Origin of the sequence: Proteus vulgaris (assembly GCF_011045815.1) — a bacterium.
Lineage (GTDB): Bacteria > Pseudomonadota > Gammaproteobacteria > Enterobacterales > Enterobacteriaceae > Proteus > Proteus vulgaris_B.
The window spans coordinates 2,689,492-2,711,749 of record NZ_CP047344.1 but is presented as its reverse complement, the minus strand read 5'-3'; the positions used below and the strand labels follow the sequence as shown (position 1 = coordinate 2,711,749).

At 38.0% G+C, this 22,258-nt stretch carries 20 protein-coding genes; 17 read left to right on the top strand and 3 right to left on the bottom strand.

What is annotated here, in order from left to right; translation table 11 throughout:
• Positions 1-101 precede the first annotated feature (101 nt).
• The 4 genes from GTH24_RS12880 (at position 102) to sixA (ending at position 4,962) form a co-directional block, all read left to right on the top strand.
• A complete protein-coding gene (locus tag GTH24_RS12880; RefSeq protein WP_082151772.1) occupies positions 102-398 on the top strand; it encodes a YfcZ/YiiS family protein in 297 nt (98 codons plus the stop codon).
• A gap of 236 nt (positions 399-634) precedes the next feature.
• The gene (gene fadI, locus GTH24_RS12875; protein WP_072068650.1) at positions 635-1,939 is read left to right on the top strand and encodes an acetyl-CoA C-acyltransferase FadI; all 1,305 of its coding nucleotides are present in this window, start codon (positions 635-637) and stop codon (positions 1,937-1,939) included.
• The gene (fadJ, locus tag GTH24_RS12870) at positions 1,939-4,098 is read left to right on the top strand and encodes a fatty acid oxidation complex subunit alpha FadJ (protein ID WP_072068649.1); all 2,160 of its coding nucleotides are present in this window, start codon (positions 1,939-1,941) and stop codon (positions 4,096-4,098) included. The genes fadI and fadJ overlap by 1 nt, the downstream gene beginning before the upstream one ends.
• Positions 4,099-4,488: 390 nt before the next feature.
• Positions 4,489-4,962: a phosphohistidine phosphatase SixA gene (sixA, locus tag GTH24_RS12865; protein ID WP_072068648.1), complete on the top strand. Its 474-nt coding sequence runs from the start codon at positions 4,489-4,491 to the stop codon at positions 4,960-4,962.
• Positions 4,963-5,041: 79 nt separating this feature from the next.
• Here sixA and smrB read toward each other — a convergent pair whose 3' ends face one another.
• Positions 5,042-5,584 (bottom strand): endonuclease SmrB, encoded by a 543-nt coding sequence (smrB, locus tag GTH24_RS12860; protein ID WP_072068647.1) that lies wholly within the window; start codon positions 5,582-5,584, stop codon positions 5,042-5,044.
• Positions 5,585-6,214: 630 nt separating this feature from the next.
• On the opposite strand from smrB, the gene prmB reads away from it, so the two are divergent.
• The 7 genes from prmB (at position 6,215) to GTH24_RS12825 (ending at position 12,220) form a co-directional block, all read left to right on the top strand.
• The gene (prmB, locus tag GTH24_RS12855; protein WP_241254088.1) at positions 6,215-7,090 is read left to right on the top strand and encodes a 50S ribosomal protein L3 N(5)-glutamine methyltransferase; all 876 of its coding nucleotides are present in this window, start codon (positions 6,215-6,217) and stop codon (positions 7,088-7,090) included.
• 205 nt (positions 7,091-7,295) lie between these two features.
• Positions 7,296-8,381 carry a chorismate synthase gene (gene aroC / locus GTH24_RS12850; RefSeq protein WP_072068645.1) on the top strand — a complete coding sequence of 362 codons (1,086 nt, stop codon included), beginning with the start codon at positions 7,296-7,298 and terminating at the stop codon, positions 8,379-8,381.
• Positions 8,382-8,554: 173 nt separating this feature from the next.
• The gene (locus tag GTH24_RS12845; RefSeq protein WP_072068644.1) at positions 8,555-9,355 is read left to right on the top strand and encodes a sulfite exporter TauE/SafE family protein; all 801 of its coding nucleotides are present in this window, start codon (positions 8,555-8,557) and stop codon (positions 9,353-9,355) included.
• 18 nt (positions 9,356-9,373) lie between these two features.
• A complete protein-coding gene (locus tag GTH24_RS12840) occupies positions 9,374-9,928 on the top strand; it encodes an elongation factor P hydroxylase (protein WP_072068643.1) in 555 nt (184 codons plus the stop codon).
• Between the two features lie 153 nt (positions 9,929-10,081).
• Positions 10,082-10,354 (top strand): YfcL family protein, encoded by a 273-nt coding sequence (locus tag GTH24_RS12835; RefSeq protein WP_072068642.1) that lies wholly within the window; start codon positions 10,082-10,084, stop codon positions 10,352-10,354.
• A gap of 327 nt (positions 10,355-10,681) precedes the next feature.
• Positions 10,682-11,578 carry a hypothetical protein gene (locus GTH24_RS12830; protein WP_072068641.1) on the top strand — a complete coding sequence of 299 codons (897 nt, stop codon included), beginning with the start codon at positions 10,682-10,684 and terminating at the stop codon, positions 11,576-11,578.
• Between the two features lie 90 nt (positions 11,579-11,668).
• The gene (locus GTH24_RS12825) at positions 11,669-12,220 is read left to right on the top strand and encodes a GNAT family N-acetyltransferase (RefSeq protein WP_072068640.1); all 552 of its coding nucleotides are present in this window, start codon (positions 11,669-11,671) and stop codon (positions 12,218-12,220) included.
• Between the two features lie 77 nt (positions 12,221-12,297).
• On the opposite strand, the gene mnmC is transcribed toward GTH24_RS12825, so the two are convergent.
• The gene (mnmC, locus tag GTH24_RS12820; RefSeq protein ID WP_164526484.1) at positions 12,298-14,349 is read right to left on the bottom strand and encodes a bifunctional tRNA (5-methylaminomethyl-2-thiouridine)(34)-methyltransferase MnmD/FAD-dependent 5-carboxymethylaminomethyl-2-thiouridine(34) oxidoreductase MnmC; all 2,052 of its coding nucleotides are present in this window, start codon (positions 14,347-14,349) and stop codon (positions 12,298-12,300) included.
• 205 nt (positions 14,350-14,554) lie between these two features.
• Between mnmC and fabB the strand changes: the two genes are divergently transcribed.
• Positions 14,555-15,766, top strand: coding sequence for a beta-ketoacyl-ACP synthase I (fabB, locus tag GTH24_RS12815; RefSeq protein WP_072068638.1), 1,212 nt, complete (start codon positions 14,555-14,557; stop codon positions 15,764-15,766).
• A 566-nt stretch (positions 15,767-16,332) separates the two neighbouring features.
• On the opposite strand, the gene GTH24_RS12810 is transcribed toward fabB, so the two are convergent.
• A complete protein-coding gene (locus GTH24_RS12810; protein ID WP_072068637.1) occupies positions 16,333-17,253 on the bottom strand; it encodes a DMT family transporter in 921 nt (306 codons plus the stop codon).
• Positions 17,254-17,374: 121 nt separating this feature from the next.
• Here GTH24_RS12810 and GTH24_RS12805 point away from each other — a divergent pair, with 121 nt between their 5' ends.
• The 5 genes from GTH24_RS12805 (at position 17,375) to GTH24_RS12785 (ending at position 22,115) form a co-directional block, all read left to right on the top strand.
• Positions 17,375-18,157: an AraC family transcriptional regulator gene (locus tag GTH24_RS12805; RefSeq protein WP_072068636.1), complete on the top strand. Its 783-nt coding sequence runs from the start codon at positions 17,375-17,377 to the stop codon at positions 18,155-18,157.
• Positions 18,158-18,306: 149 nt separating this feature from the next.
• Entirely contained in the window at positions 18,307-19,449 is a 1,143-nt protein-coding gene (gene pdxB, locus GTH24_RS12800) for a 4-phosphoerythronate dehydrogenase PdxB (protein WP_164526483.1), read from the top strand.
• Between the two features lie 45 nt (positions 19,450-19,494).
• Positions 19,495-20,505, top strand: a complete 1,011-nt coding sequence (locus GTH24_RS12795) for an aspartate-semialdehyde dehydrogenase (RefSeq protein ID WP_072068635.1) — start codon at positions 19,495-19,497, stop codon at positions 20,503-20,505.
• On the top strand, positions 20,505-21,389 hold the full coding sequence (gene truA / locus GTH24_RS12790) for a tRNA pseudouridine(38-40) synthase TruA (RefSeq protein WP_115350038.1): 885 nt from the start codon (positions 20,505-20,507) through the stop codon (positions 21,387-21,389). The genes GTH24_RS12795 and truA overlap by 1 nt, the downstream gene beginning before the upstream one ends.
• Before the next feature lie 24 nt (positions 21,390-21,413).
• Positions 21,414-22,115 carry a DedA family protein gene (locus GTH24_RS12785; RefSeq protein WP_072068633.1) on the top strand — a complete coding sequence of 234 codons (702 nt, stop codon included), beginning with the start codon at positions 21,414-21,416 and terminating at the stop codon, positions 22,113-22,115.
• The last annotated feature ends 143 nt before the right edge of the window (positions 22,116-22,258 follow it).

Sequence of the window (22,258 nt, the reverse complement as noted above, 5' to 3'; positions counted from 1 at the left end):
TTTTTTTTGTAAAATTGTAAGATAATTTGAGCTAAAGCAGTTTATTTTATTTTTTTGCGATTATGATAGATAATTAACATTTCTTTCGTTGGGAGACTAAAATGGCAGACGCAATCAATCGCTGTAGTGCAGAAGAAACCGCTGCTTGCTGTTGTGTAGATGTGGGTACTATTATTGACAATAAAAATTGCACTGCGTCATATCAGCATGTCTTCGCTGATAAAGTAGAAGCGCAAGCAATGTTGGATCAACTCAGTGCAAAAGCACAATCTATCGCTTCAGAGCCTTGCAAAATTAATCAACAATTTGCTGATGTTGATGGTGGTGTTCAACTTACCGCTGATTTTACATTTTCTTGTGAAGCAGAAAACCTGATCTTTCAGTTAGGATTACGTTAATTCGCTGAAAATAAATAGATTTAAGGCTGTTGAAATTCAACAGCCTTTTTTATTGCCCACCATTGTGTTTTTTACCCTTTCTATCGTTATTGTTGGGTTTCAGACATTCTATCGAAATAATGCGCGCTAACTCCCACTTCTCATAAAATGATGTTTCTGGTAGGTGAAATTTTTGTTAACACTATTGTCAGGTCAGACCTCTTTGGTGTTAGGAACTCATTTTGTCAGGAGCCGTTATGAAGTCATCAACGAACAGTGCTATGAAAGATCGCATCGCCATTGTCAGCGGGCTACGCTTACCTTTTGCTAAACAAGCGACTGCGTATCGAGGAATACCTGCGGTTGAATTAGGGCGTTCAGTGGTTCAAGAATTAGTGACTCGCAATGAAATTCCTCCCGAAATTATCGATCAACTTGTTTTCGGACAAGTGGTTCAAATGCCAGAAGCTCCGAATATTGCCAGAGAAATTGTGCTCGGCGCTGGCTTAAGTGTAAAAACAGACGCCTACAGCGTTACAAGAGCATGTGCAACGAGCTTTCAAGCAATTGCAAATGTTGCTGAAAGCATGATGGCAGGGCATGTTTCTGTCGGTATTGCTGGTGGTGCAGATTCATCATCTGTTTTACCAATTGGTGTCAGTAAAAAATTAGCAGATGTGTTGCTAAGTCTTAATAAAGCAAAATCATTAGGCCAGCGTTTAAGTTATTTAAGTCAATTACGGTTTCGTGATCTTCTCCCTGTTGCTCCTGCTGTGGCTGAGTATTCAACTGGGTTACGTATGGGAGATACCGCTGAGCAAATGGCAAAGACTTATCATATTTCCAGAGTTGCTCAAGATGAATTAGCGCATCGTTCTCATCAATTAGCAACTAAAGCATGGGAAATGGGAAAACTAGATAATGAAGTGATGACCGCTTTTTTCCCGCCTTACAAAGAAGGTTTCCATCAAGATAACAATATTCGTAAAAACTCTGTTCTTGATTCTTACGCCAAGTTAAAACCTGCTTTTGATCGTCGTCATGGTAGTGTGACTGCTGCAAACAGTACGCCATTAACGGACGGCGCAGCTGCAGTATTAATGATGAAAGAGTCAGTTGCAAAAAGCTTAGGTTATCAACCGCTTGGTTATCTACGTAGCTATGCATTTACTGCAACAGATGTCTGGAAAGATATGTTATTAGGGCCTTCATATGCTACCCCACTTGCACTTTCTCGGGCAGGTCTCTCTTTGAGTGATCTAACATTAATTGATATGCATGAAGCTTTTTCCGCACAAACATTGAGTAATTTGATGTTATTTGAGAGTGAACGATTTGCTAAAGAGCAATTAGGGTTATCCAAGGCAATTGGAGAAGTGGATATGGATAAATTTAATGTGCTAGGGGGATCTATTGCTTATGGACACCCGTTTGCAGCGACTGGTGCAAGAATGGTGACACAGACGCTCCATGAGCTTAAACGCCGAGGTGGTGGATTTGGGTTAACGACCGCATGTGCGGCAGGTGGATTAGGTGCAGCGATGATTTTGGAGGTGGAATAATGGAACAACAACAAACAACACTAGAAAAATCTTCCGTTTTCCAATTTTCAGTTCGTAACGATAAAGTCGGCGTAATAACCATTGATGTTATCGGCGAAAAAGTGAATACCTTAAAAGCTGAATTTGTGCAGCAGTTCCAAGATGTTTTGAAACAAGCGCAACAACATTCTGGTGTAAAAGGATTAATTATTACATCAGGCAAGGCAGATAGTTTTATTGCTGGCGCTGATATCTCGATGATTGCGGGTTGTAAAACCAAAGAAGAAGCGAGTGCATTAGCAAAAGCAGGGCAGGATCTTTTTACGCAACTTGAAAATTACCCATTACCTGTTGTGGCTGCTATAAATGGCGCATGCCTTGGGGGAGGGCTTGAATTAGCATTGGCCTGTCACGGACGAATTTGTTCTGACAATAACAAAACACGTTTAGGACTTCCTGAAGTGCAACTTGGGTTATTGCCTGGCTCAGGAGGAACTCAGCGTTTGCCTCGTCTTATTGGTGTAACGTCGGCGTTAGATTTAATTTTAACGGGTAGACAAATTAATGCTAAACGAGCGTTGAAATTAGGTCTTGTTAATGATGTTGTTTCGCAAGATATTTTATTAGATGTTGCAGCAAAATGGATTTTGTCAGGTAAAAAAGAGCAGAAAAAGCATTCAATCATGGATCGTTTCTGGGCAAATACCACATTAGGGAGGAATATACTTTTTGGGCAAGCGAAAAAACGCGCATTAGCTAAGACAAAAGGGCAATATCCTGCAGTTGAACGTATTTTACATGTAATAGAACGTGGACTTGAAAAAGATCTTCAAACAGGGTTTAAAGAAGAGGCGAATGCTTTTGGTGAGTTAGCTATGACACCTGTTTCATCGTCGTTAAGGCACCTCTTTTTTGCTTCTACAGCACTTAAAAATGAGACAGGATCATCTGAAAAACCAGATAGTTTGCATCACATCGGTGTTTTAGGTGGGGGATTAATGGGGGGCGGTATAGCTTTTGTTACTGCCACAAAGGGTAATTTACCTGTAAGGATCAAAGATATTAGTGATAAGGGAATTGCTCAAGCCTTAAATTATAGTTGGAAAGCGCTTTCGACCAAGGTCAGTAAAAAAAGATTATCTGTACGTGAACGCCAACGCCAAATGAGCTTACTTTCAGGTTCATTGGATTACAGCGGTTTTCATCAATCCAACATTATTGTTGAAGCAGTTTTTGAAGATCTTGCTTTAAAACAGAAAATGGTGGCAGATATTGAAGATGTGGGTAAAGGTAAAATTATTTTTGCATCTAACACCTCTTCATTACCTATTCATGAAATTGCAGAAACAGCGAAATATCCAGAAAAAGTGATCGGCCTTCACTATTTTAGCCCTGTAGAAAAAATGCCATTAGTTGAAGTTATTCCGCATGAAAATACTAACGAAAAAACTATTGCAACAACGGTGGCTTTTGCTAAAAAACAAGGTAAGGTCGCGATAGTTGTAGGTGATAAACCCGGGTTCTATGTTAATCGTATTCTTGCTCCTTATATTAGCGAAGCATTGACATGTTTAGTACAAGGTGAGCCAATTGAAAATATTGATAAAGCACTCGTTCAGTTTGGTTTTCCTGTAGGGCCTATTCAGTTATTAGATGAAGTTGGTATTGATATTGGTACAAAAATAACACCAATATTAGTGAATGCATTTGGTGAACGATTTGCTTCTCCACCTGCTGTTGATGCCATTATTGCTGATGATAGAAAAGGGCGTAAAAATGGCAGAGGTTTTTACCTTTATACAAAACATGTTCTGCCTTTTTCATTTGGAAAAAATAAAAAACAGCCCGATCCCACTATTTATCGTCTTTTACAAATTAAACCCAAAAGCCAATTATCTTCATCTGAAATCACAGAACGTTGTTTATTATTGATGCTAAATGAAGCAGTTCGTTGCTTAGATGAAAATATTATAAAACAACCGCGTGATGGTGACATTGGTGCTGTTTTTGGTATTGGTTTCCCTCCTTTCTTTGGTGGGCCTTTCCGTTATATGGATAGCATGGGAACGACAAAAGTAGCAGAAAAACTTAATCAACTTGCTGATAAATATGGCGAAAAATATCGTCCTTGTGAACGGCTAGTTGAAATGGCTAAACGAAATGAACGTTTTTATGACTAATTAAACCTCTATACCATTGCATTTTCCTTTTGTGATACTTGTTTCGATTGAGGCGCTTAGGCGCCTTTTTTCTTGTACTTTTTGCGTCAGATTAATAATTGATGAATTTTTAATGGAAAAAAAGGTCGAAAGTGTTAATGATAGCCAGATATGGCAATATAGTTATTTGAAAATAAATTTAAAAATGAAGTTTCTTAAAATAAAATCCTGAAAAATGACATTAAATTTGTAAAATAATGGCATGATTTTAAATAGATGAATTATGTAATTGCAATTAGGACATTGGCGATTTGATATAAGAATATATTAATTTTATCTTGATTAGATTAACTATCTTAAAAACGTTAATGTCAGTAATTACAAAAAATAAAATAGGTTTAATAATTTACTATGCAAATTTTTATTATGCGCCACGGAGAAGCAGCGCTTGATGCTGCAAGCGACGCACTACGACCACTGACTGAGCGTGGAAGAAGTGAATCAATAAAAATGGCTGAATGGATGACAACGCAAGGACATACAATCGATTATGTTTTAGTTAGCCCTTATTTACGAGCTCAACAAACATTAGAGGCTGTAAAAACAGATTTAGCGCTACCAAGCAAAGTAGAAACCGATGAAGGGCTTATTCCTGGTGGTAATCCGTCACATATTGCTCATTATTTACGTGCGCTAGGGGATACGGGATATCAAAATATTTTGGTTATATCCCATTTGCCTTTAGTCGGCTATGTTGTGGCTGAATTGTGCCCTGCAGTGTGTGCGCCTATGTTTTCAACATCGACGATAGCTTGTGTTGATTTTGATTTGTCAAAAGGTGTTGGGGAGTTGGTATGGCAAGTCTCACCCTCAACATTAAAATAATTTAGTCCAATAAAAATAATTAACGCCTTATTTCACCATTCGGGTGATTTAAGGGTTAATAATTGGGATAACTGATACGTCAACGGCGGGCAATATCATCATTTTCGACTAATACTAATAACGCTGCATCACCACCCCATTCTTTTGACGCTTGATGAAACGCAATGACATCTGGATGCTGTGCTAACCAAAGTGGTGTTTGTTGTTTTAAAATATGTTTGCCATGTCCATGCATAATACAGGCACAGTAAACGTGCTCTCGCCTACAGGCTGCAATCAAAGCACCAATCTCTTGTTTGGCAATTAATTGTGTTAAACCATGTAAATCGAGAAAAAACTCAGGAACATAATCGCCACGACGTAGTTTTTTCAATTCATAAGCATTTGCGCCTTCTCTTAAGTAGCGCATTGGGCCTTCTGTTGCTAAATTAGGTTGAAATTCATCAGAAAAATAATATGAAGCATCAACTTGCTCTTGTTGCAAACGTTCAACAGCGTAGTGTGTTACTTTTTTACGTTTTGGCGAGTGAAGTATTTTATCTTGAGGTAATTTCTTTGTGCCTTTTATCATTTCCTGAAATAACTCAATTTCAGAAGATGGCAGTGAAAATTTTTTATTCATTTTTTATGATTCTTCATAGTGTTACTGTTTTTATAAGGTAATAGTACATGAAATAGTGTCAGAGATAAAAAAGTATAGGTTATAAATTTGGCATAAAAAAAGGCAGGGTATTTACCCTGCCGAAATAGTCACATAGCTAGCAAATACGAGGTGATTACAGAACATCTGTAGAACATAAACTTTTATATATCTTACGGTTGTAGTAAAACTACAATAAAAAGATATCAAAAAAAGTCTTCAAAAATTATGTATTTGTTATCAAGTGACTGCATATTGAATGAAAAAACATCTTTAGGCGCATATTGGTATACAGTTAATTCTTTCATGTATTAAGTATGGCTTGGTTTTGCATTCTTGCTAATGAAACTTAAATTAAAAGTATAAAGCACTAAATTTTAATTTTAAGCTGTTCGTATATTTTGCTTTTTATCCTATGACTGAAGTATAAAACCATAATAAGTGTGTTGGTATAAGCCGTACTGATAACGTTGTTATGTTTTTTTACCGTTTCCCGCTGATTTATCACCATCTTCATGGCAAACTACAGACTTTCTATTTCTTCAGAGGACAACCATTTTGGATATAACACTAAAAGAGGAAGCAGTTGCTGATTTAAGCACTATCCTAGATATGCTTCGTTGGGCTATGAGTCAGTTTAATTCATCTGACATTTATTATGGTCATGGCACAGATAACGCATGGGATGAAGCATTACAGCTTGTATTACCAACTATTGCACTTCCTTTAGATATTCCAGATGCGCTGTTATCAACAAAATTAACAACCTCTGAAAAAATGGAAATCATTACACTGATTGAAAGTCGAATTGAGGAAAAGATCCCTGTTCCTTATTTAACTCATCGTGCTTGGTTCTGCGGTCATGAATTTTATGTTGATGAACGTGTGCTTATTCCTCGTTCTCCTATTGGTGAATTAATCAATAACCACTTTGATGGTTTAATCCAGCAAGAACCAACACGTATTCTTGATTTATGTACCGGAAGTGGTTGTATCGCCATTGCATGTGCGCATGAATTTGAAGATGCAGAAGTGGATGCAGTTGATATTTCTGTAGATGCTCTGGAAGTGGCAGAATTTAATATTGAAAACCACGGCCTAGCTCATCGTGTTTACCCTATGCAATCTGATTTATTTAACGCTATTGTTCCAACGCCTTACGATATTATTGTGACAAATCCGCCTTATGTTGATGTTGAGGATATGGGCGATTTACCAGATGAATACCAAGTTGAACCAGAATTAGCATTGGCATCAGGTATTGATGGTCTTGATATTACACGCCAAATTTTACTAAAAGCCCCTGAATATTTAAGTAAAAAAGGTGTTCTTGTGTGTGAAGTGGGAAACAGTATGGTTCATCTTATCGAACAATTCCCAGACGTTCCGTTTACATGGCTTGAGTTTGATAATGGTGGGCTTGGTGTCTTTATGCTGACTCGCGAACAGCTCGTTGAATATTCGGATCGTTTTTGTAGGGCGAATTGATCTTTGATGGTCATTGTTAATATCAATCAATGACCATCATCTTTGAACAGGTTGCTTTACATGCTTCTCTTGCTGTAAAAATAAGCAGAAAAGATCAACACGTCCTACTGATAATCGTTGATGTAACAGCAATGAGACGGTAGATTGTTATTTATTGCAAATAACATATTGATAACATCACACAGTAAAAGATAGGAATAAAGGGATGGCAGGAAACAGTATCGGACAATTATTCAGAGTGACGACTTTCGGTGAGTCTCATGGTGTTGCATTAGGTTGTATTGTTGATGGTGTGCCTCCTGGATTACCTTTAACAGAAGCCGATTTACAAGTTGATTTAGATAGACGTAGACCCGGAACTTCACGCTATACCACACAACGTCGTGAGCCTGATCAAGTCCGTATTTTATCGGGTGTATTTAATGGTGTTACAACAGGAACTAGCATCGGTTTATTGATTGAAAACACCGACCAACGCTCTCAAGATTACAGTGAAATCAAAGATGTTTTTCGCCCTGGTCATGCGGATTATACCTATGAGCAAAAATATGGCTTACGTGATTATCGTGGTGGTGGACGATCTTCTGCTCGTGAGACAGCAATGCGCGTTGCCGCAGGTGCAATTGCAAAAAAATACCTAAAAGAGAAATTGGGTATCGAAGTTCGAGGTTACCTATCTCAATTAGGGCCAATTACGTGTGATCTTGTTGATTGGTCTATTGTCGAAAGTAATCCATTTTTTTGTCCTGATCCTTCGCGTTTAGATGCACTTGATGAATATATGCGCGCACTTAAAAAAGAAGGCAATTCCATTGGTGCAAAAGTCACCGTTGTTGCACAAGGTGTACCTGCTGGATTTGGTGAACCTGTCTTTGATCGATTAGATGCTGATTTAGCACATGCATTGATGAGTATTAATGCCGTTAAGGGTATTGAAATTGGTGATGGTTTTGGTGTTGTAACCTTAAAAGGTACAGAGAACCGAGATGAAATCACTAAGGATGGTTTTACCAGTAATCATGCCGGTGGGATTTTAGGTGGAATTAGCAGTGGTCAGCCAATTATTGCCCATATCGCATTAAAACCGACCTCTAGTATCACGATTGCAGGCAAAACAATTAATCGTGACGGTGAGGAAGTCGATATGATAACTAAGGGGCGTCATGATCCTTGTGTGGGAATACGCGCTATTCCAATCGCAGAAGCGATGATGGCGATTGTATTACTCGATCATGCATTGCGCCAGCGTGGTCAGTGCGGTGATGTTGTACCACCTTTAATGCAATGGTAATCATTCTACATCAATAACGTTGTTGATAAGCTGTAGTAAGTTTGATGTTAGCTTTAAAGGTGTGAGCGCCTAATTTTATTATGCTCAGACCGTGTTGCTGTTACTCTCTTGAAAATAAATAAACGAAAGAAACAGCAACGCGTCCTTTCATTTCTGATAATTCGGATAGATAAATGGATTGGCTCTTTTCAGATGGCATCTACCTTCTTCTCTTCTTTGTTGCTTTAATTGCGGGTTTTATAGATTCAATTGCTGGTGGTGGAGGTTTAATTACTATTCCGGCTTTACTTTCGGTCGGTATTTCACCAGTACAAGCGCTTGCAACCAATAAACTGCAATCTGTTGGTGGTTCATTTTCTGCAACACTCTATTTTATACGTCGCCGGGTTATTGATTTAAAATCCCAACGATTTGCGATTTTAATGACCTTTATTGGTGCTGTTTCTGGCGCTATGTTGGTGCAATTCATTAACCCTGAGGTTCTTAAACAAGCGCTTCCTATTCTCACTATTGCTATTGGTCTCTATTTTCTTCTTACTCCGTCAATTGGTGCCCAAGATAGTAAACAACGTATTGGTTACTATACATTTGGCGCAATATTAGGCGGAGGCGTGGGTTTTTATGATGGTATTTTTGGGCCTGGTACAGGTTCTTTTTTCGCTTTAGGTTATGTCATGTTACTTGGGTATAATCTCTCAAAAGCGACGGCTCATGCAAAGTTACTCAATTTCACCTCTAATTTTGGGTCCCTATTATTTTTTATTATTGGTGGGCAAGTTATTTGGACTCTTGGTTTAGTTATGCTTTGTGGGCAATTTATTGGTGCTCGCTTAGGTGCAGGCTTGGTTTTAACGAAAGGGCAAAAATTAATAAGGCCTATGCTGGTCATTATCTCCTTCTTGATGAGTATCAAACTCATTAATGACAATCATGGCGATACTATTGCACTTTGGTTCTCTGCACTTTTTAATTAGGAATAAATGGTTTTTTAAATGTCAGCACATCATTATCAACAGTTAATTGATATTTTTAATCAATGTTTTAGCGAAAGTTTTCAAACCCGTTTAGTCAAAGGGGATGATGAGCCGATTTATTTGCCAGCAAATGAAGAGACACCTTATCACCAAATCATTTTTGCTCATGGCTTTTATGCGAGTGCATTACATGAAATTTCACACTGGTGTATTGCTGGCGCGGCTCGTCGTCAACAAGTTGATTATGGTTACTGGTATTGTCCAGATGGACGCGACGAAACGACGCAAGGGCAGTTTGAGGTGGTAGAGATTAAACCTCAAGCACTGGATTGGTTATTTTGCCAAGCTGCGGGTTATCCTTTTAATGTCAGTTGTGACAATCTAGAAGGTAACTTTGAGCCTGATCGCTATGAGTTTAGAAACAAGGTCAGAGAACAAGTGCTTGCTTATTTACGAGATAAAAACACGCCACCTCGTGCTCAGCTATTTATTAATGCGTTACATTTGTTTTACAATACCCCAGAGCTAACGGAAGAGATGTTTCCTTATCAGGAAAACCCTTTAGTTAATTAAGGATTGCGAGAATAACTATCGCTTATCCACTGTGAAGGTTTTACCCGATAGGGTGGAGTCTGATGTAGTAAGGTTGCTGTATCATATATTTTCCTGCGTTGATAAGGCAGTGCAGATGTTGAATGCAGCAACATTATATATTGAGGATAAATAATGCTTTCTGAGTATGAAACGTACTTGTTAGATAGAATTGATAGCCGTGTTGAACATGCTACTGACGATGAGTTATTTGCTGGTGGATATTTACAAGGCCATATAACACTGGCTATTGCTGAGCTTGAGCAAGAAAACAACACACAATTAGAAGCGCTAAGAGCGCGTGTGGAAGAGAGCATTCAAAAGGCAATAAAAGCAGGTGAGCTATCGCCACCTGATCAAGCATTAGTATTATCTACGTGGCATGATTTAGTTAATTCAATTAATTAATTTTATATGCCTACCTAAGAGAACAACCGGTACAATCGGTTGTTTTTTCTTTCTTAAAATCTCATTAAAATAATGACACTTAAGTCATATTTAAGATATTTGCTGTTGAAAAAGGTGAGTGTTTAGTCAAAAATTAATCCTTACTATTTATCAATTGTATTTATTTGATTTTTCAAAGTCGATGTATCTCTCATTGATTAAGCATAATAGTGCTATCTTTTGTAACACCTTGCCATTTCTGTAAAATTACTTTTAAATGTTTTTTAGGAATGTTTCTCGGGATGCAAATGATTTGCATAGAATATTTATGATAAGGATAACGATACGATGAAAAATTTCTTTAAAATAAGCTTACTTACGAGTGCCTTTTTATTTTTATCTGCTTGTGATCAAATTGATTTAGATAATAAAAAAAATAAATTTTATTACAGTAATCCAAGCGAAAATATGATCAGCTTTAGTGTTGATGGTAAAGAATATCAGGTTGAACCTGGTAAAAATGGCTATATTACATTGTCGCCTGGTGAACATAACTTGAAAGACAGTGCGGGCAATAATGCCCTTTTTATGGTTTATGACAACAATAATGGTGGCATATTAAACCCTGATAATTTCATGTACTACACTCTTTCTGAAGTGTATGCAGTGAAAGGGAAAACAGACCAATTTAAAACAGTTGACTACCCACTGATTATTAATGGTTATGAGTTTGAACTCCCCGTACGTAGCACTAATGCTACATTAATTGATGGTAATACCTTTCAATGTACTTACCCTCTAGGAGAGCCATTTCCTAATGAAATTCGTACACGTAATAAAAATAATGACGGTGGCATAAAAAATAAGTGTTTTGATAAACCAGAATTTATTAAATATATTTCTGCTGAGTACGCTAAAGATTTAAATCCATTTACACAAGAAGATGAGTATAACGATTCAGTGAATCTCAATTTAGATTACATGCTACCGATAGCAGAATTTACTGATCCTGATATTCAAGCTGAAGCAGAAGAGCTTGTGTTGCTTTTAAATCAAATTCAGGAAAGTGAAGATCCGAAGATCCACCGTGTATTAAAAGATAAACTTCATAATGCAACACTGGCTGTTTCTAGCGCGTATGCGAATAGAGTAGTGAAAGATTCAGTAGAAGATAATAAATACTACAATCGCTTCATTGAAGAGAGTGGAAAGTTCCAATCTTACGGTATTTTGCCTAAACAATAAGATATCCAAAGCATCAATTATTATGTAAGCCATCCAATAGGATGGCTTTTTAATGAGTTTAACTATCAAAGTACAGAACTGGAAATAGATATGACAATCACACAAAATAAAATAAAAAATAATGGTATTACACTTCGCCAAACACAAATTGATGATGCCATTAAATTACCGATGATTGAGCAATCTGCAGGGCAACTTTTTAGCACATTAAAAGACTTAAAGTGGATCAGCGAAAGTGATGTCCAAGGGATTGAAACACATTTAGAATTTATTAACCAACATGGGCATTGGCTTGCGGTAAATCACGACAATGAACCTGTGGGATTTATTATGACGCAAACATTGCCTGATAGTTTATTTATTCATGAACTCTCTGTCAGTCAAGATTGGCAAAATAACGGAATTGGTAAATTACTTATTCAAAAAGTCAAAGACGAAGCAAAGGCGCGCCAATTCAGTACCGTTACATTGACAACGTTTCGTCATGTTCCTTGGAATGCACCGTATTATCAACGCTTAGGTTTTTCTATTTTGCCAGAAAACGAAGTTCCGCACTCTTTGCAAAAAATCTTAGACGATGAAGTCGAAATAGGGGGCTTTGTGAAGGAAACTCGCTGTGCAATGAGGTGTAAGATTTATTAGGTTGTAACATTAAAAATACAACGTTAAAAAATAAGCTAAGCAACCTAAAGTGGTTGCTTATACGCCAATTGGATATACTACTTTTTAACTTCAATCGCTTTTCCACGTAGTAAAGGTCTTACCCAAAAACGATTAGGGTGTAAGGCATTCAACACGCTATCTTCAACTGGGAATGGTTCATCAAAAATTTGGCTTGCGAGAATTTCAGCTGATAATGGTGCTGAACATAATCCACGAGAGCCTAATGCACTGATGATATAAAGCTGATGATAAGCGGGTGCTAAAACGGGCGTTTGTCTTCTACGCTTAAACCTATCTAAATGAGTGTATGCTACTAGCAGCTTTTCAAAGTCAGGTACTTCACCTAATAGCGGTAGATGATCGCGTATTGTACAACGAATCCCCACTCGCGCATTGTTTTGGCTAAAATCGACATCAAAGCACCAAGGAGTTTTAGCTAGACAGTGCGTAAGATGATATTGATTGTCTTCTTGCTCCTCACGGGAAATCGTAAAGTCTAACCTATCTCGGCGAAAGCTTGCACCAACACAATGTAAGTTATCTTGATTATCAACAGGCGTAAAATAGCCATCATAACAAAGCACTGTTTTTAATTTTGATAGTGTCTTTGTTGTTGGAATATGACTAACTTGGCCTCTGACCGCACTAACAGGTAGTTTTGCACTTTGAGTAAAGTCGGTAATTCGATGTCCATTTGCCAAAATCACGCAATCATGTTGTGATTGAATTTGTGTCACATGATCATCGTTATGATGAACGATATCTAAGCACCAAGATGAACCGTGTCGCATTATCTGCGTAACTTGATGATTAAAATGCAGTATTAAACCCAGTTGTTGAGCATGTTTTAGTGTTTGAGTCGTTAATTCAGTGGGAGAGAGCCAGCCAGATTGCGGATAAAAAAGCCCTTCGTAATTCATATCTAATCCACACTGGGCATTTATTTCATCTTGAGAAAGGTAACAAGCTATTTCGTGAAAAAATGCAGAATGATTAATTATTCGCTCTGCTTTTTTTCGCACTTTATCATTATAAATAAGTTGAGCAACACCAGACCATTGGTGAGAAAACATAATGCCAGCTTGGCTTAGATTGTCATAGGTACGTCGAGCAAATAAGAATGCGGTTGTAAAAAATTGCTCTATTTCGTCTGACTTACCATTTAACAAAGGATATAAAACACCTTGTCGATTACCTGATGCATTTGTTGCGGGCTGTTTATCTTCACAATATAAGGTGACTTTAGCACCTCTTCTTAAGCAAGAAAGCGCGATAAAGGTGCTAGCAATACCACCGCCTATAATAGCGATATCTTGTGCTTGTGTTGCATGAGGTCGTGCATAATAAGGTAGATGTTCGGGAGAGGGAGGATGAGGGAATACACCTGTTAGCATCTCTCTTTTTTGCCCAAACCCTTTGATTTTTTTTATCTCAAACCCAACACTTTGCAAGCCTCGCTTGACAATACCCGCAGCAGTAAATGTCGAAAATGTACCATTTTCTCTCATTGAATCAGCCATGGATTGAAAAAGTGTTTCACTCCACATTTGTGGATTTTTAGAAGGGGCAAAGCCATCGAGAAACCATGCATCTACTTTATTGTGTAGTGCTTGGCGAGTTTGTGGTAACAATGTGTTGATATCACCAAACCATAAATCTAGTGTAATTGCTCCATCTGCGAGAATAATACGGTGGCAACCAGCAATGGGTAATGGCCATTGAGAACAAAGTGCTTTTGAATATTTTTCAAGTTCAGGCCAATGGTAATGTGCGGATTGTAAATCATTTTTTTTGAGAGGGAACTTTTCAAAGCTAACATAGTGAAGGCGCTTTAAACATGCGTTGGGTGATGCTTGCCTAAATTGCTCAAATGCTTGCCACAGTGTTAAAAAATTCAGCCCAGTGCCAAACCCTGTTTCTGCAATAACACATTCAGAGCGTACATGTGTACCAAAACGTAATGGAAAATGATTTCCCTGTAAGAATACGTGTCGTGTTTCCTCTAGGCCATCTTGGTTTGAAAAGTAAATATCGCCAAATTGTTCTGAGATAGGCGTACCAAGTTCATTCCAACTTAAAGATGCGGTATTTATTGGGCTATTATTCACGGAACTGCCTGTATTTCTCTAAGATATTGTCTAATATCTTAGCGCTGTTAGCTAGGTTGCACCAGCCTTTAAGAGGAAAGTGTTTTATCAGCTTATCTGCATTTTTGTAAAAAAGATCCTGATCGGACTTGTTCAGCGTACAACTGTACGCTAGAGTGCTACTCAGAAATCCCGCAGCTACAACTATTATTGTAAAGAGGTATGAATGAAGCGCGCAGTGATCACGGGTCTGGGTATTGTTTCGAGCATTGGTAATAACCAGAAAGAAGTGCTGGATTCTTTAAAGGAAGGCCGTTCCGGGATAACTTTCTCAGAAGAATTTAAAGAGATGGGGCTTCGTAGCCACATTTGGGGCAATGTTAAGCTTGATACTGAAGGTCTTATTGACCGTAAAATCCGCCGTTTTATGAGCGACGCATCGGTTTATGCCTATTTATCTATGCAAGAAGCAATAGCAGATTCAGGTCTGAGTGAAGACCAAGTTTCTAATATTCGTTCAGGTTTAGTCGTAGGGTCTGGTGGTGGTTCTCCACGTAATCAGGTTCAAGGTTCTGATGGCATGAGAGCAAAAGGTCTACGTGGCGTAGGTCCTTATATGGTGACTCGTGCAATGGCATCAGGTGTTTCAGCGTGTTTAGCAACACCTTTTAAAATTAAAGGCGTTAACTATTCAATCAGTTCTGCTTGTTCAACATCAGCACACTGTATTGGCCATGCCGTTGAACTTATCCAATTAGGCAAACAAGACGTTGTATTTGCTGGTGGTGGTGAAGAATTAAGTTGGGAAATGACCTGCGAATTTGACGCAATGGGTGCACTTTCAACGAAATATAACGAGACACCAAGTAAAGCTTCCCGTACTTACGATAAAAACCGTGATGGTTTTGTTATCGCTGGCGGCGGCGGTATTGTGGTTGTTGAAGAGTTAGAGCACGCATTAGCGCGTGGGGCACATATTTATGCTGAAGTTGTAGGCTATGGCGCGACTTCCGATGGCGCAGATATGGTTGCTCCTTCTGGTGAAGGTGCTGTACGTTGTATGCAAATGGCAATGCAAGATGTTGAGAAAGTTGATTATATCAATACACATGGCACTTCAACGCCAGTAGGTGATTTAAAAGAACTGGAAGCTATCACTGAAGTATTTGGTACACATACACCAGCTATTTCAGCTACTAAAGCGATGACCGGCCACTCATTAGGTGCGGCTGGTGTACATGAGGCAATTTATAGCTTGTTGATGTTAGAACATGATTTTATTGCGCCAAGCATTAATATTGAAGAATTAGATGATAAAGCACTGGGTATGAATATCATTACTCAGCCAACAGAACAAAAGTTGAACACTGTAATGTCAAATAGCTTTGGTTTTGGTGGTACTAATGCTTCATTAGTAATGAGTAAATATAAAAACTAGTTAGTTATACTTATATTTTCTTGTTAAAAAAGGCAGGCTTCATTTTAATGGAGTCTGCCTTTTTATTTTAAATTCACAAGGTAAAATAAATTATTATTCTAATAAAGATATTTTTCGAATAAGAACTATTTAAAAAAGATTATATAAATAATCTTTAAAAATACCTGTCCTAATAGTTACTTATTTTATTATTCTAATAAAAGAGACGGTTTTTTTGTAAATTGTTGTTTTTAATGATTAAATAAAATTAATCATGTTTTATTTCAATCGTTTAATTTAATTGTAACTAAAATTATTAAATGTTTTGTTTTATATGGAGTTAGGTTAATAGAAAGGACTAATAGGACAAAAAGAGCTGTAAAAAATTGATCTGGATTATTTTATTACAAATAAGTAGAAGCTATTTAATATAAAAGTTGGTAATGTTTGCCTCGGATACTTGTATTACTTTATATTTTATACTTTGATTTCTTAATGTCAGTTTTATTTATTAAATCTAACATCATGAATGTGACCGGCTAAGAATTTAGCCGGCATTTTTTTATTGTTGTCTTTTTGACATTGACTCACATCTCCTGATGACAATCTGCTTTTTTCGTCGCAGACTGACGTCGGAAATTTAGTGGTGTTCTAAGTTGTTGCACTAAGAGCACACCTAATAACACAATACCACCACCCACTAAATGATAACTATGCATTTCTTCACCAAGAAGTGCGATCGCAATCATTGCTGTAAATAATGGCATTAGGTTCATAAAAATAGAGGTTGTATTCGCACCTAATTTCATCACACCTAAGATCCACAGGTAAGGTGCAAGAATAGAAGCGCCAATACCCGCGAAAATCACTAATCCAATATTGTCTTTCGTTAATGCCACGCTTTCGGCAAGAAAGAAGTTTGGTAATAATAACAGAACACCAAACCCAATTTGAACATAAAGTGATTGCCAATTAGGTAGTGCGATAGACCACCGTTTTGTTAAAACGCCATAAAGCGCGTAAGATGCCGAAGCAATAAACATCATTAGCTCGCCATATCCCAATCCTTGAGAAAGTAACTGAGAAGGTTCTCCACGACTAATTAGCCAGACTAAACCACTAATTGAAAGCACAGTACCAAGCACTATTCCAATAGTAGGCACAACGCGTAAAACAAAAATACTGATAATGACAGTTAGTAATGGGATCAGTGAGTTCAAGATACCCATAAAGGTGGCGCTAACATAATGTGCAGCATAATAAGCCAAACTCTGGTACATCACCATTCCTAATGCACCAAGGATAAATAATTTCCACCAATATTGTTTGACGGTTTTACGATGGTGCCAAACAGGCATGATCAAAAAAGGCGTCATAATTAAAAAGGCGAGAAACCAACGATAAAAAGAGATAGCCGCAGGATCGATAACAGACGCAGCTGCTTTATTGACGACGGCATTAATGGACCAGATCAGAACCGCTAAAAGCGGAAAAATTGCGTTTTTCATTGTTCTCACATCTATTTTTAAACCAGGTCGCTATTGTAAGCCTGTCTGATTAGATATATATAATGAAAACCAGACAACAGATAGGCCAATAAAGACAACATGACAAGAGAACAACATAAAGATGACAATTGAACAACAAAAAATGCAATGGTTATTGTCTGATCCAGATACAGTACGATTTCGTGATGAGCAACTATTAGCTGAAACCGAGTTTATTTATCATCAACATGACTTTGGTCAGTTGCTTTATGTGATTTCAGGTGTCATGGATTTAGAAGCTGGAGGACAGCGATTTTTAGCACCCCCTGAATTTAGTGTGTGGATACCTAAAAATGTAGGGCATGCCAGTTATAACAAAAAGACACTCTCTTTTAAGGTACTAGATATTGCACCAAGTTGGTGTGAAGGTTTGTTAGATAAGCCGTGTTTAATTCAATTAAGTGCTATTTTTTCAACTATATTTTCTGATTTTTTTCATCGTGGTGTCTGTAAACCACAAACAGAAGAAGATTTTCGCTTAGCACAAGTGTTGATAGATCAACTTAAAGCTTCGCCGATCCATCATACTTACTTACCTTCGTCTAAAGATAAATTACTTGCTCCAATACTTTCTGCACTAGAGCAGAATCCGGCTGATAATACTTCGTTAGAAGAATGGGCTAAAAAACGTTATACCTCAGAGAGAACACTCTCTCGTCGTTGCCAACAAGAGCTTGGCATGTCTTTTAGTGAATGGCGTAAGCGCTTACGTTTTTTACATGCAATTTCTTTATTAGAACAAGGAAAAAGTGTGAATGAAATTGCATTTGATGTGGGATATAGCTCTTCGTCTTCATTTATTGCGATGTTTCAACAATTTGCTGGCACAACACCAGAACGTTTTCGCAGATTACCCAATTGCTAAGTCTTCTTTTCATATATTTACTTAAAATCTAGGCAGATTTTACTGTCAATAATAGGCTTTGTTGTTAATAAGTGGCAAAATAGGTCGCTTAAATTTATTTTTCGATTGATTGTTTACACACATAAATACCAAATCAGTGAGATAACACAGTGAAAATTCTGGTTGATGAAAACATGCCTTATGCGGAACAGCTTTTCCGCCAATTAGGTGAGGTAAAAGCGGTTTCTGGTCGTCCTTTACCTATTGATGAACTTAATGATTCTGATGCCTTAATGGTGAGATCGATTACTAAAGTCAATGAATCCTTATTATCAGGCAAGCCAGTGAGATTTGTTGGAACGGCAACGGCCGGTTTTGATCATGTGGATATTGCATGGTTAGAACAACAAAAAATTGGCTTTTCATCAGCGCCAGGTTGTAATGCTATTGCTGTTGTAGAATATGTATTTTCTGCACTGATGATGCTAGCAGAGCAAGATGGCTTTCAATTAACTGATAAAGTTGTTGGTATTGTGGGTGTGGGCAATGTCGGTGGGCGGTTAGCTACACGTTTACGTGCATTGGGCGTAAATGTATTACTTTGCGATCCACCTAGAGCAGATAACGGTGATAATGAAGAATTCCATTCATTGGAAACACTATTAGAAAAAGCGGACATTCTGACTTTCCATACACCTCTCAATAAATCGGGTCCTTATAAAAGCTATCATTTAATAAATGAGAGTAACCTCGAAAAATTACCAGAAGGGCGTATTTTAATTAATGCAAGCCGTGGTGAAGTAGTTGATAATCAAGCATTATTATCAGCACTTGAAAAAGGTAAAGCACTACGCGTTATATTAGATGTTTGGGAGCCTGAACCCGATCTTTCCATTGAATTACTTAATAAGGTTGATATTGGCACACCTCATATTGCAGGTTATACCTTAGAAGGTAAGGCGCGCGGTACAACTCAAGTATTTGAAGCTTATTGTGATTTTATTGGGCGACCTCAAAAAGTTGAGTTATCAACACTATTACCTGCCCCTACTATTTCTACCATTTCAGTACAAGGTGAGTTAACACAAACACTTTTAAAACAACTTATTCATCTTGTTTATGATGTGCGTCGTGATGATGCCCCGTTACGAAAAGTGGCAGGAATAAAAGGCGAGTTTGATAAATTACGCAAATTTTATCCTGTGCGTCGTGAGTGGTCTTCACTGCATGTAATTTGTGATAATCAAACCACGGCTAACACATTAAATGCAATTGGCTTTAGTGCTACATATAAAAGTGCTGCACATAAATAAAGCACAACATTATTTTAAAAATTTTATGGTATTGGAGGATATTTTATGGGAGAAGGTTGGAATATTGCTGTTGTTGGTGCAACAGGTGCTGTTGGTGAAGCTATTTTAGAGCTGTTGCAAGAGCGTGAATTTCCCATTGGTGAACTGACGGCAATTGCGAGTGAAGACAGCATTGGAAAATCTGTGCGTGTAAACAGTAAAAGTGTTGCAGTTCAAGGTATTCACAATATCGAATGGGCAGATATTCAATTAGCTTTCTTTGCGGCCTCGACAGAAATTAGTGCGCAATATGCACAGCAAGCAGCAGACTCAGGCTGTATCGTCATTGATTGTAGTGGTGTATTTGCCATGGATTGGGATGTACCACTGATTGTCCCTGGTGTGAATAGCTCAATGCTTGCAGAATACCGCACCCGTAATATCGTTTCTATTGCTGACAGCATGGTAAGCCAATTGTTACGTGCAATTAATCCATTAACAGAAGCCGCTGGTTTATCTCGTCTTAGCGTGACCAATTTAATGTCTGTCTCCCGTTTGGGAAAACAAGCGGTTGATGAACTTGCTGGACAAAGTGCGCGTTTGCTCAATGGTGTTCCACCTGAATTAGGCCGCTTTAATAAGCAACTGGCCTTTAATATTCTACCTCTTATGGTTGATGACGAAGGCTCAGTAGAAGAAGAGCGTCGCATGGTTGACCAAATTCGTAAAATCTTACAAGACGAAGGCCTTCCAATTTCAGTCACAACATTACAGGCTCCAGTTTTCTATGGTAATGCGCAATCAGTACAATTAGAAACATCACGCCCAATGGGCAGCGATGAAGCGCGTGAAACATTGCAAGAAAATGAAGATTTGAGTATCAGTGATGAAAATGATTTTCCAACACAAGTGACCGATGCTTCGGGGAATGTGAGCCTAAATTTAGGTTGCTTCCGTAATGATTATGGTATGCCAGAAGCCTTACAATTTTGGTCAGTAGCAGATAATGTGCGCTTTGGTGGAGCATTAATGGCTGTTGAAGTAGCAGAGCAATTAATGCAGGAGCAGTTTTACTAATGAATGCGCCAGTGAGTGCTGAAGTAACAGAACAACCCTTGACTGAGTCAACGGTTATTTCTGAAAGCACAACAATCAAAATTGCGTTAGGCATTGAGTATGATGGTAGCCGTTATTATGGCTGGCAACGTCAAAATGAAGTGCGCAGTGTACAAGAACGGTTAGAAAAAGCGCTTTCACAAGTGGCTAATGAACCCATATCAGTTTTTTGTGCCGGAAGAACAGATGCTGGAGTTCATGCAACGGGGCAAGTTGTCCACTTTGAAACAACCGCACACCGTAAAGATCCCGCATGGACTATGGGTGTTAATACCCATTTACCTGCGGATATCGCTGTGCGTTGGGTAAAAACGGTTTCTGATGATTTCCATGCACGTTTTAGTGCAACGGCAAGACGTTATCGTTATGTGATTTTTAATCATCGCTACCGTCCCGCTATATTATCATCTGGTGTGACGCATTTTCATTATCCTTTAGATGCTGGGCGTATGCACCAAGCAGCGCAATGTTTACTGGGTGAAAATGATTTTACCTCTTTTAGAGCGGTTCAATGTCAATCACGAACGCCATGGCGTAACGTTATGCATGTTAACGTTTCTCGATATGGTGATTATGTTGTGGTGGATATTAAAGCAAATGCTTTTGTACACCATATGGTGCGAAATATTGTCGGTAGCCTTTTAGAAATAGGGTGTGGCAATCAGGATATTACTTGGATGGCTGAATTATTAGCCCTAAAAGACAGAACCAAAGCCGCAGCAACAGCTAAAGCAAATGGTTTGTATTTAGTGGCAGTGGATTATCCTGAGCATTTTGAATTACCAAAACCTGCAATGGGCCCACTATTTTTAGCGGATAACCCTATTGAGATATCTCAATCATAAAAACACCCAGTTTTCTGAGGATTTATGGAAATATTAACGCAATTTGTTGATTTGATAAAATTTCTAATTGATTTTATTTTGCATATTGATGCGCATTTAGCAGAGCTTGTCGCGCAATATGGTACATGGGTCTACGCCATTTTGTTTCTGATTGTTTTTTGTGAAACGGGGCTGGTGGTAACACCATTTTTACCTGGTGATTCATTGTTGTTTGTTGCTGGTGCTTTAGCTTCTTTAGATACCAATGATGTGAATGTCCATATTATTGTTTTACTGTTGCTTTGTGCCGCGATTTTAGGTGATGCAGTGAATTATTCTATAGGGCGACTTTTTGGCGAAAAGCTATTTAGTAAGCCTAATTCACGTATTTTCCGTCGTGAATATCTGGATAAAACCCATGCTTTTTATGAAAAACATGGTGGTAAAGCGATTATTTTGGCAAGATTCGTGCCGATTATCCGAACTTTTGCGCCATTCGTTGCAGGAATGGGGAAAATGTCATATCGTCATTTTGCCTTTTATAATGTTACTGGGGCAATTGCATGGGTACTGCTATTTACTTATGCGGGATACTTTTTTGGTGACTTAGATATAGTTCAAAAGAACTTAAAATTGCTAATTGTTGCCATTATTGTTATTTCTATTTTACCGGGCGTCATTGAGATCATACGCCATCGCAGAGCGAGCGCAAAAGCGAAGAAAGAAAATGATAGCAAAGAGGTTTGAGCAGTTATCATTAGTTTTTGCCGTAGAATAGCCATAATAAAGAGATGCGCTGAAATTCAGTAAGCGGTATCATCATAAACTTTGCTAACCACACAGCCAGTGCATTGTGGTTGATACGCTCACAATAATATTACTGGCGAAGG